Annotated in this window: 15 protein-coding genes and 1 pseudogene; 5 read left to right on the top strand and 11 right to left on the bottom strand. The window is 36.8% G+C overall.

Translation table 11 applies throughout. The annotated features are described in order from the left end of the window. The first annotated feature begins 165 nt into the window (after positions 1 to 165). On the top strand, positions 166 to 1,218 hold the full coding sequence (locus HEQ36_RS10070; protein WP_168636942.1) for a J domain-containing protein: 1,053 nt from the start codon (positions 166 to 168) through the stop codon (positions 1,216 to 1,218). Positions 1,219 to 1,408: 190 nt separating this feature from the next. Here the strand turns inward: HEQ36_RS10070 and HEQ36_RS10065 are convergent, their stop codons facing one another. The 10 genes and pseudogenes from HEQ36_RS10065 to HEQ36_RS10020 form a co-directional block, all read right to left on the bottom strand. Next, the gene (locus HEQ36_RS10065; RefSeq protein ID WP_053539422.1) at positions 1,409 to 1,660 is read right to left on the bottom strand and encodes a hypothetical protein; all 252 of its coding nucleotides are present in this window, start codon (positions 1,658 to 1,660) and stop codon (positions 1,409 to 1,411) included. 31 nt (positions 1,661 to 1,691) lie between these two features. After that, positions 1,692 to 1,862, bottom strand: coding sequence for a hypothetical protein (locus HEQ36_RS10060; protein WP_168636943.1), 171 nt, complete (start codon positions 1,860 to 1,862; stop codon positions 1,692 to 1,694). A gap of 5 nt (positions 1,863 to 1,867) precedes the next feature. Then, complete coding sequence (locus HEQ36_RS10055) at positions 1,868 to 2,407, bottom strand: hypothetical protein (protein ID WP_053539423.1); 540 nt, start codon at positions 2,405 to 2,407, stop codon at positions 1,868 to 1,870. A 12-nt stretch (positions 2,408 to 2,419) separates the two neighbouring features. Continuing rightward, positions 2,420 to 2,686 carry a hypothetical protein gene (locus HEQ36_RS10050; RefSeq protein ID WP_168636944.1) on the bottom strand — a complete coding sequence of 89 codons (267 nt, stop codon included), beginning with the start codon at positions 2,684 to 2,686 and terminating at the stop codon, positions 2,420 to 2,422. 735 nt (positions 2,687 to 3,421) lie between these two features. Continuing rightward, positions 3,422 to 3,595 (bottom strand): annotated as a pseudogene (locus tag HEQ36_RS10045) (DUF2237 family protein); the annotation flags it as partial. Positions 3,596 to 3,669: 74 nt separating this feature from the next. Beyond that, positions 3,670 to 4,737 (bottom strand): ATP-binding protein, encoded by a 1,068-nt coding sequence (locus HEQ36_RS10040; RefSeq protein ID WP_168636945.1) that lies wholly within the window; start codon positions 4,735 to 4,737, stop codon positions 3,670 to 3,672. Beyond that, positions 4,730 to 7,057 (bottom strand): WD40 repeat domain-containing protein, encoded by a 2,328-nt coding sequence (locus tag HEQ36_RS10035; RefSeq protein WP_290707553.1) that lies wholly within the window; start codon positions 7,055 to 7,057, stop codon positions 4,730 to 4,732. Before HEQ36_RS10035 ends, HEQ36_RS10040 begins: the two co-directional genes overlap by 8 nt. Further along, positions 7,054 to 8,688: an ATP-binding protein gene (locus tag HEQ36_RS10030; protein WP_205748620.1), complete on the bottom strand. Its 1,635-nt coding sequence runs from the start codon at positions 8,686 to 8,688 to the stop codon at positions 7,054 to 7,056. The genes HEQ36_RS10035 and HEQ36_RS10030 overlap by 4 nt, the downstream gene beginning before the upstream one ends. 376 nt (positions 8,689 to 9,064) lie before the next feature. Next, positions 9,065 to 9,436 (bottom strand): DUF2237 domain-containing protein, encoded by a 372-nt coding sequence (locus HEQ36_RS10025; RefSeq protein WP_168636947.1) that lies wholly within the window; start codon positions 9,434 to 9,436, stop codon positions 9,065 to 9,067. Between the two features lie 111 nt (positions 9,437 to 9,547). After that, positions 9,548 to 11,170 carry a cyclic peptide export ABC transporter gene (locus HEQ36_RS10020; RefSeq protein WP_168636948.1) on the bottom strand — a complete coding sequence of 541 codons (1,623 nt, stop codon included), beginning with the start codon at positions 11,168 to 11,170 and terminating at the stop codon, positions 9,548 to 9,550. A gap of 1 nt (position 11,171) precedes the next feature. Here HEQ36_RS10020 and hpnI point away from each other — a divergent pair, with 1 nt between their 5' ends. Then, entirely contained in the window at positions 11,172 to 12,371 is a 1,200-nt protein-coding gene (gene hpnI / locus HEQ36_RS10015) for a bacteriohopanetetrol glucosamine biosynthesis glycosyltransferase HpnI (RefSeq protein ID WP_053539429.1), read from the top strand. Positions 12,372 to 13,299: 928 nt separating this feature from the next. On the opposite strand, the gene HEQ36_RS10010 is transcribed toward hpnI, so the two are convergent. Further along, positions 13,300 to 13,917, bottom strand: coding sequence for a CAP family protein (locus HEQ36_RS10010; RefSeq protein ID WP_168636949.1), 618 nt, complete (start codon positions 13,915 to 13,917; stop codon positions 13,300 to 13,302). Positions 13,918 to 14,029: 112 nt separating this feature from the next. On the opposite strand from HEQ36_RS10010, the gene HEQ36_RS10005 reads away from it, so the two are divergent. From HEQ36_RS10005 to HEQ36_RS09995, 3 genes are all read left to right on the top strand, one after another. Further along, positions 14,030 to 14,773: a sirohydrochlorin chelatase gene (locus HEQ36_RS10005; protein WP_053539431.1), complete on the top strand. Its 744-nt coding sequence runs from the start codon at positions 14,030 to 14,032 to the stop codon at positions 14,771 to 14,773. Continuing rightward, the gene (gene cobA, locus HEQ36_RS10000; protein WP_205748621.1) at positions 14,766 to 15,521 is read left to right on the top strand and encodes a uroporphyrinogen-III C-methyltransferase; all 756 of its coding nucleotides are present in this window, start codon (positions 14,766 to 14,768) and stop codon (positions 15,519 to 15,521) included. Before HEQ36_RS10005 ends, cobA begins: the two co-directional genes overlap by 8 nt. Before the next feature lie 1,125 nt (positions 15,522 to 16,646). After that, positions 16,647 to 16,967 carry a hypothetical protein gene (locus HEQ36_RS09995; protein WP_053539433.1) on the top strand — a complete coding sequence of 107 codons (321 nt, stop codon included), beginning with the start codon at positions 16,647 to 16,649 and terminating at the stop codon, positions 16,965 to 16,967. Positions 16,968 to 17,263: the final 296 nt, after the last annotated feature.

The raw sequence follows: 17,263 nt of genomic DNA, 5'->3' as shown, positions 1-17,263 counted from the left end.
CCTGTCACAACTTCTGCATTTTATTTAATCCACATTCCTTAGCAGCGTCTGTTGTTGTCCATTCTAACTTTTATTGAATTTGTGTAGAATCTTCGAGAATAATTAAACGCAGATAAACGCGGATAAACACAGATAAATACCCTGATTTTACTTGCATCTACTATTATGGCACGCAAAACAAAAACAGTATCCTCAACTACAGTCACTCCTCTCGCGCTTTCTGACTTACATCTCCAGTTACAGGGTTTAGAGAAAGAACACCAATCTCTATTAAAGCAAATTAAGAAAAAGCGGACAGAATTAAATAACTTTGTCGAAAAAATGCGTTCTTTAGCGACAGAGGTATTTCATCGAGTTAGTCCAAATATGCAAACAATGGCCGAATTAGATGCAGAAATTAATGCTTTATTTGCAGAAATTTTAACTACGAAAAAAATGGGTAAACAAACCCAGAAAAATATCCAATCATTGTACAGAAGTTTACAAATGGGAGGAATTATTAGTTATAAACCTATTGAAGAAGAAGAAGATGATGATGAAGAATTAGATGAACTATTTGAAGATAATGATTCTCAAGAAAATCATCAACGTCGTCGTCAATTTTGGGAAGCAGAACAAGATTCAGAATCTCCCACAGTAGCGAGAACAGATGAATCTAGAAAAATCCGACAGACATTTTTGCGGTTAGCGGAAATCTTTCACCCTGATAAGGTTAAAGATAATGAAACCCAAATGACTCACACGGAAATAATGAAGGAAATTAATAAAGCTTACCAAGATGGAGATTTAGCGCGACTTTTGGAAATTGAACGTAAATATGAAGTCGGAGAAACAATTGATAATAATAGCGAAGATGATTTAAGTCGCAGATGTAAAAATATAGAACAACACAATCAAATTCTCAAAAATCAATATGAGAAGTTGAAACAGGAACTCCGGTTAGCAAAAAATACCCCGGAAGGATCAATGGTTGCGGATTACAAAAAAGCAGCTAAACAAGGGATTGATTGTATTGAATTAATGCTGGAAACTATCCAATCTCAAACTAAGATAGTTGCGGAAATTCGTGATTTTGTTCAAGACTTTAAAGATAAAAAGATCACTATTAAAGAATTTCTCGCAGGTCCAGAAAGTCTCCGTTCTGTACAGGAAGATATGATGGAAGAACTACTGGAAAGAATGATGGAAGAATTTGGGGGGATGATGGATTTTAATTAGCAAATTATTTCAAGATTTGCTAATAATTATTAAGAGGGTGTTTGAAAAGTTATAGTTGATGTATCAAATATTTTTTACCCCACCCTAACCCTCCCCTTGTAAAGGGGAGGGAACTGGACTTTTATTGTTTCCCCCCTTTACAAGACAGGTTTCATCTTGATTTTTCAAATTATTACTCTAATTCCTGTATTTAAATGTTACGCAAAGTGCTGTAATCATGAAGATATAACCGAAAACTGTGATGATATAATTGATATTTAGTTTCCTTATTTGTGTGTATTTCTTGCAGAAATTCTAACCAAGTTTCCATAATTTCCGCCACATCAAAAACATCAGCTTTGATAATTTGACTAATAGCTACCGTTGACATCGGTTGAGTTTCTTCAGCAGTTAAAACCCGCAATATATCCATCGCAACATCAGATAAACCATCACCTTGCATCTTTTGCCATCGAGGGTAATGGTGATCGCATTTACCGAGTTACTATGACCTTTAAGGGTGAAATTTTCTGTTCCTGTTCCCAAATCCCAGATTTTGATAGTAGAGTTAACTTTTTTCTTCCTATTGCTAAATTCCAGATTTTGATAGTCTTGTCAAGTGAACCAGAAATCACGGTTTTTCCATCGGGTGTCAGTATTTTCATAGATATTACATATTGTTAGAAAAAACGAGTTCTTGGAATTGTTTTTGCATCTCATGATCTAACTTTTTGGACTCTTTGATAAAATTTAAATTCCTCGTGGTTTTAGCAATTTCTAACAGAGATTGATCAATATTATAATCCTTAGACTCAATCAACCAAGTAAGAATTTCAAAAAGATGCCAGACCAATTGCGATCCTTCGTAAACAGTTAAAGGAAGGTTTGAATTACTTTTTGATAGTAATTTTTGGATATTTTGTCTCGAACATCCTATAAGTTTTGCAACATCCGTTATACCAACAAAATCAGGTGAAGCTTCTATAAGTTCTGCTTGTGGAATGGCTTTTCTTACATCTTTTATTGCACTGGATATCGCCTCACACGCAGATGATGCCTCACGAATAAAATCAAGTCCAATAAAACCTTTCATACCAATACCAATAATTGCATCATCACAGCCTGATTCATAAAGGACTTCAATGTACATATCAGGATCAGTAACAGGGTTGGGAAGTTTGAATTTTAGAGTGAATTCATATTCTTGCATTTTGCATTATCCTTAATTAGAAGTAGTCGGTTGTTTTTCCTCTAAACGAATACACTTATCAACTACTTTCCGAATTAGTTTTGCGTGATTAGTAGGATTTCTGGGTGTACTCCAAATACTATTGATACAAAATTGTCCACATCTGCATTCAGAATCATTGTAAGGGCAATAAATTTTACCCCAAGCGTGAGAACCTCCTACTTCTACAGACCAGCCTTTCGTAACCGCATAATCCAATGCAGCTTGTATTTCTTTATTAGGATGTTGTTTATTTGCCATTATTCTAGACACCTATAATCTTAGTCTGTAAAAAGTAGGTTGTCAACTGACAACTTACTTAACAATACCTTATAGCGGTATGCACTTGAGTGGGCGTAGAGAGCGGGTGGGGAATACCGAAAAATAGAGGAGATAAGCAAGAAAGTTAGATAACCTAAGCGATCAGGGCTATTTCATTCTAAAATCTGACATTTTGTGTATTTACGAGAATGCGCCATTTTGGGCTTGGTGGGATTCTATCTCACGATGGCTGGAAATACCTAAATTCGTTGCTTAAATCTAGAATGAAATCTGTCCGTTCGCTGATTTTGAAGAGACAAGAGGAATTAAAGCCTTAATGCAAAAGGAAACAGGTGATTTTCAAGTAATTCGTTAATTATAGGTAAAATTTATGACCATCACAGAAGGCTTCCAGAGGTGATTATTTAAGGCACAGGGATAGCATCAATCATAAAATGGCAAAAGCTCTATATGAGATGAAAATGCCTGAATCAATTGAATTGCCTGGATTACAAGCCCTGTAGGGCTTAATTAAATCTTGCGGGTTAAAAATGAGCGAACGGACTGTGAAATAGCCCTGGCATCAGCAATTTTAACAGTATTTGATGTGGGTATTCTTTCTAGGTTAATAATTTTTAAATCTACAAATGAGTACAACACCATTAATCAAGTTTAGTGTGCGTTACGGCTTTGCCTAACACACCCTACAAATACTAATAATTATTAACCATTTTCCTAATTACGAACTACCCGATGTTTTTGCAAATCTGCTAAATTACAAGCCTCTAAAGCCCTAGCATGAGTAGCTTCTAAAACTACGGTCGGTGCAACACCATCTTCTAAAGCTTCTTGCCATCTTGCAGCGCATAAACACCAACAATCACCGGGTTTTAAACCGGGAAAACTAAAATGATATACAACACTTTGCGCGACTGAGACAGGTTTCATCTTGATTTTGCAAATTATTCCTTTAATTATTGTATTTAAATGTTACGCAAAGTGCTGTAATCATGAAGATATAACCGGAAACTGTGATGATATAATTGATATTTAGTTTCCTTATTTGTGTGTATTTCTTGCAGAAATTCTAACCAAGTTTCCATAATTTCCGCCACATCAAAAACATCAGCCTTGATAATTTTACTAATAGCTACCGTTGACATTGGTTGAGTTTCTTCAGCAGTTAAAACCCGCAAAATATCCATCGCAACATCAGATAAACCATCACCTTGCATCTTTTGCCAATGTTGTTGATAATAGGTTTCTAAATATGGGGGAATTTGCTCAAAATTATTGACAGAATAAAAACCATCAGCCATAGCTTTTAAAACCTGCTGCACATACATAAAATTATCTTCATTTTCATTAATTAATTCAATTATATTTCTCTGCGAACTCTGCGTCTCTGCGGTTCGTTTCTTCCGAATATATGCTTTAATATCCTGCCGATTTTCCACCGGATAATCTGCTAAATCTAAAATCTGTGAAGGTGCTTCAATTAACAAGCCAGAATGAGATTTTTGATAGGGACGACGAGCGAAAATAAAATAAATTTGATCCGGTAAATATCGCGGTAGATAAAATAAATTCGTGCCTACAGCTTGACTATTTATATCAATTCCATCCAAACCATCAATCACAATAATTATTTTCTGATCTGGTAAATTCTCGCTGACTTGTTGCAATAAAGTAGAAAATAACCAACTTCCCTCATGTGCATTGATAAATCCTGTCTCTGTCATCGTTTGCGGGGAGGGTTGGGGAGGGGTGCTAGATAAATTCTCTAACAATAAATTTAACTGTGTACAAACCTCTGGAAAAAATGCCTCAACTCGATTTTTACCCGCAATTTGGGCATTGTAATAAATAGTATGGGGATTTTGGCGCACAAATTGGGCAAGAATGGCACTTTTACCGCTACCGGGTACACCCACAATGGTGAAATAACCCTTGGGGTAACGGTGGAGAAAATTATTAATCGCAGTGAAGATAAAATCACGACCAACAAAATTTTCACTCTTTGCTGAAGCAGAGAAAGATAAACTATTCATCTCTCACCTTTCCTTGCAAACGCAGAAAATGTAACCTTCCTGATTCTTCCGCTGCTACGATTGTCACCCCATCGGGAGCAACTGCACAGCATTTTATCGGACTTTCTCCGGTGAAGGTTGCTATTTCCTTTCTGGTTGTTAAGTCCCAGATTTTGATGGTTTTGTCCCTAGAACCAGAAATGACTGTCTTCCCATCTGGGGTGATGGCCACTGCATTCACCGAGTCGCTATCAGAAAGAGTCAACTTTTCTTCACCTGTGACTAAATCCCAGATTTTAATGGTTTTGTCCCTAGAACCAGAAATGACTGTCTTCCCATCTGGGGTGATAGCCACTGCATTCATATAGAAACGATGACCAGAAAGAGTCAACTTTTGTTTACCTGTGACTAAATCCCAGATTTTAATGGTGTTGTCCCTAGAACCAGAAATGACTGTCTTCCCATCTGGGGTGATGGCTACTGCATTCACCGAGTCGCTATCAGAAAGAGTCAACTTTTGTTTACCTGTGACTAAATCCCAGATTTTAATGGTGTTGTCATATGAACCAGAAATGACTGTTTTCCCATCTGGGGTGATAGCCACTGCATTCACCAAGTTACTATGACCAGAAAGAGTCAACTTTTGTTTACCTGTGACTAAATCCCAGATTTTAATGGTGTTGTCATATGAACCAGAAATGACTGTCTTCCCATCTGGGGTGATAGCCACTGCATTCACCGAGTCACTATCAGAAAGAGTCAACTTTTCTTCACCTGTGACTAAATCCCAGATTTTGATGGTTTTGTCCCTAGAACCAGAAATGACTGTCTTCCCATCTGGGGTGATGGCCACTGCATTCATATAGAAACGATGACCAGAAAGAGTCAACTTTTCTTCACCTGTGACTAAATCCCAGATTTTGATGGTTTTGTCCCTAGAACCAGAAATGACTGTCTTCCCATCTGGGGTGATGGCCACTGCATTCACCGAGTCACTATCAGAAAGAGTCAACTTTTGTTTACCTGTGACTAAATCCCAGATTTTAATGGTGTTGTCCCTAGAACCAGAAATGACTGTCTTCCCATCTGGGGTGATGGCCACTGCATTCACCGAGTCACTATCAGAAAGAGTCAACTTTTGTTTACCTGTGACTAAATCCCAGATTTTAATGGTGTTGTCCCTAGAACCAGAAATGACTGTCTTCCCATCTGGGGTGATGGCCACTGCATTCACCGAGTCACTATCAGAAAGAGTCAACTTTTGTTTACCTGTGACTAAATCCCAGATTTTAATGGTGTTGTCCCTAGAACCAGAAATGACTGTCTTCCCATCTGGGGTGATGGCCACTGCATTCACCGAGTCGCTATCAGAAAGAGTCAACTTTTGTTTACCTGTGACTAAATCCCAGATTTTGATGGTTTTGTCAGATGAAGCAGAAATGACTGTCTTCCCATCTGGGGTGATGGCTACTGCATTCATATAGAAACGATGACCAGAAAGAGTCAACTTTTCTTCACCTGTGACTAAATCCCAGATTTTGATGGTTTTGTCCCTAGAACCAGAAATGACTGTCTTCCCATCTGGGGTGATGGCCACTGCATTCACCGAGTCACTATCAGAAAGAGTCAACTTTTGTTTACCTGTGACTAAATCCCAGATTTTGATGGTGTTGTCCCTAGAACCAGAAATGACTGTCTTCCCATCTGGGGTGATGGCCACTGCATTCACCCAGTTACTATGACCAGAAAGAGTCAACTTTTGTTTACCTGTGACTAAATTCCAGATTTTGATGGTTTTGTCAGATGAGGCAGAAATGACGGTCTTCCCATCTGGGGTGATAGCCACTGCATTCACCCAGTCACTATGACCTTTTAGGGTGCGAATTAATCCACCAGCACCAGGAGGAGTTAAGCTACCTATTAAACTATATAAATTAATGTTTTTATCTGCTGCTATTTGTGCTAGTAACTGTTTAATTTCTGGCGCATCAAAATATGCCAATCGTGCTGATAACTGCCCATTTAATTGCTTTGGGTCTTCATAAATAATAGGTGCTGACCATAAAAAACTACTTGGAATTAATTTTAATGCTTTGATAGTTTCCGCATATTTTGGATTACTGCTTAATTCTGGTTTATTTAGTAAATCATAATCTTCAATTAGTGCTTGTAATCCAAATGAGGGATGATTAATTTTTGCTTGAATAAAGTAGAAGTTTCCCAATATTTTACACAGTGTTTCATATTGCTTACCCTCTAATAACAATCGAAGAATTTCACCTAAAAACTGTTCTTTTGCTTCCTCTGAATTCTGATTAAACGAAGTCTGAAAGTTGCTCATAATGTTAATCCCTCAGCCATATTCTTAGCAACTTCCGCGCTAATTTGTGGTAAACTCACCCCAGCAGCTTCCACAATATCCTGACGTTGTAAAAAATCGCGGAAACTCTCATGATAAAAGCGATAACGAGGCGGTTGATAGGTTTTTTGTTCCTGTAAAAACTGTGTCCAATCTTTGAGAACTTCCTGCACTGTCAGATTATCTTCCTGGGAATATTTCACAATCATCTCACGGGATACAGCACTTTTTAAAGCACACATGACATAAATAATTTTAATTTTATCCTTGGGTAAGGGTTTCTTAGTCATTCCCATAATGCGCCAATGACTCTCATAATATCCCTGTAAACCTGCGGGTAATTCTTCTAGTTTTTCATCTTTATAAACTCCATCTGCAATAGCTTCTAACACATAGCGTAAATACATGAAATTGTTTTCACTTTTAGCGGCAATAGTATCAATAAATTGCACCTTACTAAGTCCATTTTGTTTATTTATCCAGTTGTCTAAACGTGGTTGATATTTTGGTAAAGCCATAAATTCTAAAATATAGGCTTTAATATCATCCTTACTATTATCTTGATATTGCCTTAAATCCAATTCTACATATTTAGTATCGGGGGAAAGAGTTAATCTTTTATCATCTGAATTATAAGGTCTTCTGGTCAGGATCAGGTAAACATTATCTGGTAAATACATCGGTAAATTTAACAAATTACTATTACCTTCTTGATTAACTTCATCTAAAGCATCAATAACAATAACTAATTTTTCAGAATCAGCTAATTTTTCACTAGCTTTAGTTAATAAAGTAGATAAATTATCATTTTCTGCATTTTGTAAATTAAACCTATTTACTAATTGTTGACGAATTGATTTAAGGAATTGATCAGGGCGGTTTGTACCATCTGTACGAATATTAAAAAAGCAAATTGTACCGGGATTATCTACTATATATTTGGCAGCTATGGCACTTTTACCCATTCCCGCATCACCAAGAATAGTAAAATATCCACTTTGGTTATTGTTGATGAATTGATTAATCGCATTAAAAACAAATTCTCGACCACAAAATATTTCGGTTTTATCTGCGATTAAAGTTGTAAATTCTGTGGTAATAGTGGAGTGAGATAGAGATACAAATGGTATTAATTCAGGTGAAATAGCAATACATAAATAATCTTTAAAAAGCCAAATGATTAAATTATGAATAGCCGATTTCGTAAATGATAAATCATTACTATCTATTGTATCTCTTGGGTCATTAGGATCATGTGAACCAGTATTACCATTAGTTCTGATTACTTCGAGATAAGATTTAATTTTATGGCGGGTTGTTTTATGTTTAATTATTATGTATTGTGTATCCTGTTCTTGGATAACGATATTAATTAGTCCATTAAAATCTAATTCTCTATTTCTTGATGAAATTTCTGTTCCTGTATATTTCTTTTTTCCTAAGATAATTTCTTCACCAAAAGTTTTGCCATAATGCTTAAAAATTATTGCTTTACACAAAGCCTCCCCTGCTTTCCTGGCATTATTCATTGCATCTTCAGCTATAGGATCAGAAAATGCCTGTTTTGACCACTTGATTAAATCTGAAATTTTTTCTTCTACTTTCTGATTCATAGCTACCTTGATCTGAGTTTTTAGTATAACATCAGCAATTTTACCATTTGCAAGCGTCGTTTTATTTTACACTGGCAAAATTGAACAAACCCATCTTAACATCGGTATGGGTGTAATTTCTAGTATGGTGGGTTTTAAATCTGCCAATGATAGTAAAAACGAATTAAAGGAACTCTTAGAAAGCTGTGAAATCGTAAAGGGCGGTAAATAAGGGTATTAGTTTGAGATCATAGCTGTAAGGGTTTAGCAATGCTAAACCCCTACCCAATTTTACAATTTTCTATTCTTTAGTCATCTTTAGATGACTTTTGCTATTAGACTGGGAATTAATTCCCAGTTGGGTTATCGGTTTTACTAATAATTATTAACCATTTTCCTAATTACGAATTACCCGATGTTTTTGTAAATCTGCTAAATTACAAACTTCTAACGCCCTAGCATGGGTAGCTTCTAAAACCACTGGAGGTGCTACACCATCTTCTAGGGCTTCTTGCCACCTTGCAGCGCATAAACACCAACAATCACCGGGTTTTAAACCGGGAAAACTAAAATAAGGTGCAGGTGTACTCAAATCATTGCCTTGGGATTTAGTATATTGCAAAAATTCCTCTGTGACTTGAGCGCAAACGACGTGCATTCCCGTATCTTGTCCACCTGTGGTACAAAACCCGTCACGGTAAAATCCAGTCATGGGAGAAGTGCAGCAAATTTCTAATTTTGTACCCAGTACGTTTTTAGCTTCTGTCATGATTAATTCCTCACAATTTTAATTTATTAGGGAAAACGAACCGCAGAGGCGCAGAGGACGCAGAGAAAGAGGGTTTGAGAGATATTTTGCGTAGGTCTTGATTTTTTAAGTTTATGGAAGTTTATCAAATTCAATTTTACCATAGTTTAATTTAATAATTCTATCGGCTAAATGAAAATAATGATCATCATGACTAATTACTAAAATTGTTTTTCCCTGGGCTTTCAATTCTGGCAGTAATTGAGTATAGAATATATCTTTGAACAAGGGATCTTGATCAGCAGCCCATTCATCAAATAGATAAATTTGCCGATTTTCTAAATATGCTGTTAGTAATGCGAGGCGTTTTCTTTGTCCTTGAGAAAGGGCTGTGGTGGAAAGTTGCCCATTTTTGATTTTGACTTTATGATCAAGTTGCAATTTCTCTAAATATTTTTGGGCTTGAATATCTAAGTTATTATTAGCTAATCCTAAGAGTTCTTCAAATAAATAGAAGTCAGAAAATATGACCGAGAAATGTTGACGATACCATTCGCGGTTAGCTTCAGTAATCAAATTTTGATCTAGGATAATTTCGCCATTATCAGGAATATATAAACCAGTAATTAATTTAGCTAAAGATGATTTACCGCTACCATTGCCACCAACAATAAAAACTAATTCTTGAGGATACAGGGTAAGATTAATAGGACCAAGAATAAAACTACTATCTTCTTTATCTGTGTAATAAGTATGAGTAATATTTCTGAGTTGTAAACTGTGCCAATTTGTGAGAGAATTAGGAGGTGTAGTGGCAACTTCAGCCCGACTGGCTAAAGATAAACCTAAAGATTCGATTTTTTGTAAAGCAACGCTGGCTTTACTAATGAGGGGCAAATTATTGGAAATATTATCCATCGGCAACATTAAATAAGTAAATGTGAGAATATAACCGGATAAGGTTTCGGCATCAATAGCGAATAAATGCGGTAAAATAAAGAGGACAAAACCAATAGCAAAGAAAAATATTAATTTACCCCAACTGGTAGTTGTCGCAAATAAAGTTAAACCTTGAACATTGTGATTTCTAAATCTGCTGGCTGTGGCTTCTAGACGATTGCTGAGGAAAAATTGTCGGCGTTGATAGTGGAGTTTAAGTTCTTTGATTCCGGCTGTAATAGTGCTAAAGTTATTAAATAAGGCATCTTGATCTTCACGGGCTAAAGCTAATAATTTTTCTCCTCTATCTAATAACCATTTACAACTACCAATAGCTACTAACATTAAAAGCACAACCATGATAAATACTAACCAAGATAGCCAAGTTATATATAGTAAACATCCTAAAGCCATGGACATATCAATACATAAAAATGGAATGACATAGACAGCATTTGCTACGGCTTGGACATCTTCTGTTAAAGTGGCTAATAAGCGAGGATTTCCTAATTGTTCTAAATGACTTAATTCCGATGCTAATATTTGCCGACTTAACTGCATTCTTAATTGCAAAACGGCATTTTGAGATAAGCGAATTAACATGATTTGGGAAATCACGCCGGTAATTAAGGCCACGGTGACTAAACCGACGAAACCCCAGGCTATAGTTGTCAGAGGTGCAGCATTGCTTTTACTCGCAGCACTACTAATGAGGGCAATTAATCCCGCGCTACTACCACCACTGAAAAAACCTGTAATAATGGCTATTGCTACCATTGTCCAAGAAGAACGCAAAAGAAAGTAAATTAGATTCATTATGTCAATTGTCAGTTGTCAGTTGTCAGTTGTTTTACTCCCTGATTTCCTATTCCTGATGTTAATTTTTTGTTTATCAGCCGTTTTATTTTACACCTATGGGGTTTATACAGCGATAGCGAAGCGCTCCGTAGGAATCGCTTTTTTGCGGGACTCTCCTCCCATAAACCCCGATTTCCATCCCCCTGTCACTATCCTTAAACCCCTGTGTGGTGTTGATAAGGGGACTTACGCCAACCTAGCTTCATTTTGTCAACAAGATTATCCCCAATATCAAATTATTTTTAGTGTCCGCAGTTCCACAGACCCTAGTATAGAAGTAGTTGAGAAACTAATTCAACAATTTCCAGAAATAGATATTAGTTTAGTGGTGAAAGATCATATTATCGGTGCTAATTTGAAAATTAGTAACTTAGCTAATGCTGTTACCACCGCCAAACATGATATTTTCCTCATTTCTGACAGTGATATTCGTGTCAGTTCAGAATATTTGCAAACAGTTATTCAACCACTACAAGATCAAAAAGTCGGTGTTGTCACCTGTTTATACCGTTCTACAGCCGAAGGAATAGCCACGATTTTAGAAGCTATTTGTACAGCCACAGACTTTCAACCGGGTATTTTAGTTAGCAAACAATTAGAGGGAATAAAATTCGCTTTGGGTTCAACCATTGTCATGCGTAAAACCACATTAGCAAAAATTGGCGGTTTTGCCGCCGTAGCTGATTATTTAGCAGATGATTATCAACTCGGCTATTTACCAACCCAAGCAGGTGACAAAGTAGTATTATCTAACTACATCGTCGAACACGGATTAGGATATAGTAGTTTATTAGATTCTATCAATCGCCAAATTCGTTGGGCGCGTTGTATTCGTGTTTCTCGTCCCTGGGGTTATATCGGCTTAATATTTACTTTCGGCACAGTTTCTAGTTTACTATTATTAATAACTAGCAGTGGTTCTATTTTTTCTTGCTTGGTTTTCTCCATCACTTTGCTAATGCGATTAATTATGGCTTGGGTAATAGGAGTAAAACTTCTCAATGACGCAGTTACTAAAAAATTCTTTTGGCTGATTCCTGTTGCGGATATAGTGAGATTTATAATTTGGTGTTGTGGATTTTTTGGTAATACTATTGAATGGCGAGGGACAAAATTTAAACTAGTTAAAAATGGTAAATTGCAAATAATCAAAAGTTAGGAATCAAGAATTAGTAGAGATTTATACTCAAAACGGCTTGATTGTTTGATTCTAAACGTAGGGGTAAAGCAAGAGCTTCATAGGTGTCAACTTAACGTAAAACCTGTAGCCCGCCTGGGAATGAATTCCCAGTCTAATAGCAGAAGTTGTCTTTTGATGACTAAATAACCCGGAAATTTTTCACCTCATTCCCAGTCTCTGACTGGGAATGAATTCTAAAAGGCTCTGCCTTCAATAATATTAGAGGCAAAGCCTCATCAACTGCATTCCTAGTCAGAGACTAGGAACGAGATGTGGTAGGGATTTGAGATTAAGTTGACACCAATGAAGCTCTTGCTTTACCCCTACACATCTGGGTTCTTTGTCATTTGGCAATTTAAATCTCACCCGTGTTTAGTATAGCAATGCTCATTGGTGTCAACTTAACGTAAAACTGCTAATAGCAAAAGTTGTCTTTCGATGACTAAACACTAGTACACAACGGCATAAATAAACCAACTATTCTCAATCGTCCAAAAGCCTATACTGTCTTCGTTTTGACTTTTGACTTTCGCACTGCTTTACTAGTCCGTTTTAACGGACTTGAGCTATCAGACAGGGAATTCATTCCCTGGCGGGTGTGGAAGCCAATAGAAGACAAGCAGGGGGAGAAGAGAGGCAGGGGGAAGGGAAGAACAGAAGTTTTTTCCGATCATTACCCGTCAAAATAAATTTGACGAACTACTAAGTTTTTCATAATTTTGCAAAAGTCTAAGTAGGTTAGCATTGAAAATCGTCGTTATGGCAAGGCAAGAGGCACTCATGCAAAAGGCAAGAGTGAAGAGGGTTTGGGCTATTTTACTTTTCTTTACATAGATTGGTTTTATTGTGTTCACCTACTTATGTCCCAACCGTTTTGAGTATAGAAAACAGAAAAATGACTTTTTCCCTACGGTTTTAGAACGTTGGCGGGAAACTGCCCTTGCACGTTACCAGCGGGTATATAATGACAGACCACATAGAAAGCGTTGAATTTAGTCCCATTCATAGTTTTAGTGCCTCTTGCCGCACCACAACCTAACTGGGTGCTACTTTTCCACACAACCTGGGTAAAATGCCCGGTAGCAGAAGAGAAACCTGGACTATTATAGTTATAAGCTTTGACTTCATCGTACCATGACTGAACTGCTGTGTTAGCCAGGCTGTCTGAACTTATCGAAGGGGCTGTAGTGTAGTAAACATATAAGTTTTCTCCAGCATTATTGCGCTGATTAGCTGCACTGTGTTGAAGCAATCCATTGGCTGCTAAGTATTGCGCCCAGGTTTGAGCAGTGTTATTAGCAGAATTACTAATTGTCATATTGGGACTACGATGGATAGCTCGATAAACGTTATGTTTAGACAAAGCATTGCTTCTAAGAACATTCAAATCAATATTTGTTTGCGCTAAAGCAGGATTGCTGCCAATTGGCATTAAATTTGCCACCTGAGAGGGAATGATTCCTGTGAGTCCGAGGGTTAACGCTGTACCTGTTGTTAATGCAAAATATAAAAGAAGTTTATTCATGATTTTTATCCTTCCTATAACAAGAATGAATTTTGAACAAAGTCAGAGTATAGGGCGAATTGTGATTTAATCTTTACAGTCCCCGCTGCGGCTTTTGTTTGATTTACCTAATATGCAACTTAACAACATTACCGCTTATCTTTTAGTATCTCATGGGAGTCGTGATCCTCGTCCAGATATGGCTATGCAGCAATTAGCTAGGCTGTTAAGAGAGATATTACCCCCAGGGGAAAATTTCGTAGAAGTTGCTACCCTAGAGGCAAATATCCAACCTTTACATCTGCAAATTCAAGATTTTGCTCATCTTGTTCAGGCTTTTGGCTGTAAAAAGCTGCAAATTATTCCCCTATTTTTGTTACCGGGATTTCATGTGATGACTGATATTCCCGCAGAAATCGCCCTGGCAGAACAGGCTATCAGTGAAGGAATGATAATAGAATTGCGTCCTTATATTGGTAGTTATCCTGGTTTAGAAAAGTTTTTCGCGGGGATAATGACTACGATTAAAGCAGATGTATCCATTATTTTAGCTCATGGTAGCCGACGGGCTGGTTCTCATACCTCTGTCGAAAGTATAGCAGCTACTGTCGGCGCAGTTACAGCCTATTGGTCTGTCCCTCCCAGTTTAGAAGTCAGAGTACAAGAATTAATCGCTGCTGGTTATGGACGAATTGCGATTTTCCCCTATTTTTTATTTACAGGTGGGATAACTGATGCGATCGCTCTGGCAGTAGAAACGCTAAAATTACAATTTCCATCAGTCAGTTTTCAACTCGCACAACCATTAGGAACAAGTCGAGAATTTGCGAATTTAATCGAGAATTTCATCAAAGAAGAGGAAAAAGTTGTTGGGTAAAGTCTATTTAGTCGGTGCAGGTCCTGGAGATCCTGGACTCATGACTCTCAAAGGAAAAGGTTTATTAGCTTGTGCAGATGTGGTTATTTATGATGCTTTGGTGAGTCCAGAAGTGCTGGAAATGATTAACCCCCAAGCCGAACAAATCAACGCGGGTAAACGCATGGGTAGACATTCACTGTTACAGGAAGTCACCACCCAATTACTCATTGAAAAAGCAGAAAATCATGCCATAGTTGTCCGCCTCAAAGGTGGTGATCCTTTTATCTTTGGTCGTGGTGGGGAAGAAATGGCGGAATTAATAGCCGCAGGGATTTCCGTGGAAGTTGTGCCAGGGATTACATCAGGAATCGCCGCAGCGGCCTATGCTGGTATACCCTTAACCCATCGGCTTTATAGTTCTTCTGTCACCTTTGTAACTGGACATGAATCCGCTGGTAAGTATAAACCCCAGGTAAATTGGCAAGCCATAGCTCACGGTTCGGAAACTATAGTAATTTATATGGGTATTCATAATTTACCCTACATTATTGAACAATTTACCCTAGCTGGATTGAGTTTAGATACACCCATTGCCTTAATTCGCTGGGGAACTCGGACAGAACAGGAAGAATTAATTGGTGAGTTAGGAACAATTGTCAAACAAGTGGAAACAAAAGGATTTCTTGCCCCAGCAATAGCTGTAATTGGTGCAGTCGTTAAGATGCACGATATATTATCTGGTAAGGAAAGAAAGGAAACTAAATAATTATGAATTAGTTAAGTTTAACAACATTGAATGCCTCCTGAATACTACCTTAGAGGGTGTTTGAAAAGTCATGATTGTTGTATTAAATGTTTTAAGTAATTAGACAAAAATATTTACAGTCATTGCGAGCGAAGGGAAGCAATCGCAAGGGTTATGATTGCTTCATTTCACTTCGTTCCATATGGCTAACGCCACGCTGCGCTAACGCAATGACATTGTGTAATTAATTTTGTCTCACTACTTAAAGCAAAAGCTTAATGGTGTCAACTTAATCTCAAATCCCTACCACATCTCGTTCCTAGTCTCTGACTAGGAATGCAGTTAATGAGGCTCTGCCTCTAATATCATTGAAGTCAGAGCCTTCTAGAATTCATTCCCAGTCTCTGACTGGGAATGAGATAACTTGAGTTCTTTGCGGGATAGATGTTTTACGTTAAGTTGACACCAATGAAGCTCTTGCTTTACCCCTTAACGGGTGACAAGTTATGTATCACTTCTTTGTCAATTTGTCAATAGGAAATTTTTGCGATCGCTCAAATTAGATCATTTCTGAGCAAATTTATGGCTAAAATTTTTGTAAAGTTTTGTATTAGCCTGGGAAATTAATTTCTGAAACTACTGTCAATAAAGGGTTTGAGACTAACATCTTCTGAAAGATCCAAAATTGACAATAGTAAGCCAATTATGAAATTCTCTGAAATTATAGCAAATCGCTGAAAGTATAGCAACCTCGTTGATAAATAGAAAAGATTCTCAATTAATTATTAAGAAAATCTAAAGGCAAATTGCTAAAAGTTATAAATATCAAAAGTATTATTGATTTTCTATAATTTAAACTTATCATACAGCCATTATGAATAATATAAGTAGGTCAAAATTATAAAACCAAACTGTGTAAAGAAAAGTAAAATCTCCCAAAACCTCTTCCCTGTTCCCTTGTCATAACGACAATTTTTAACGCCAACCTACTTAGCAAAATTCAGAAATCATCAATAAACATTTAAAATTCAATATTAAGCGGATGTAGTATTTTGTCTTCCTAAAAGAGCCGCACCTATATATGGTATTTATTGCCTCGAATACTGTATAATCAAGAAAAACTTCACTAAAAACATATATATAATTATGAATACATTAGAAAAATTAGAACTGTTGGGTGAAAACTGTAGCGACAACACAGAATTAGATAGAATTATTGGACAACTTTTAAATTTAATTTTAACTCGTTATCGTCAAAAACTCGCTATCTATAACTTAGATATAGATAAATTTGAGAAAAAATATCAACTCACTTCTGAACAATTTTTAGAACAATTTAACTCAGGAAATTTAGGAGATGAAATGGATTTTTTTGAATGGTTCGGCTTATGCGAACTACGCAAAGATATTTTACAAAAAATCCATAAAAGACAAATTTCTGAACATATCAAATCTCAATTAAGTTAGTGCGATAGCGAACCGCGACCTACTAATCGGATCAAAATCATCAAAAATATTAACCTTTCCTTGCCAAAAACCCCCAATTCTCGCTCTAATGAAATGCAATGGAGGGCGCAGACCCTGCGCCCCTACGGGTTTGGCGATAAAAAACCGTACCTCATAAACCTGAGTTCGATGTAAATAAAAAGTCTAAAAGTACGTAACAGCAACAGTTCTGTCAATAAGTATTGGTTATTGAGAATTAAAGCCCACGCCAAAAAGTTCTCAAAAAATTAATTTTTTGAAATGTATTTACTATTAGG

This window comes from Anabaena sp. 54, from assembly GCF_017355725.1.
Taxonomy (GTDB): Bacteria; Cyanobacteriota; Cyanobacteriia; order Cyanobacteriales; family Nostocaceae; genus Dolichospermum; species Dolichospermum heterosporum.
Note: the sequence above shows the minus strand (reverse complement) of the source record. Positions and strands in the feature narration are given on the sequence as shown.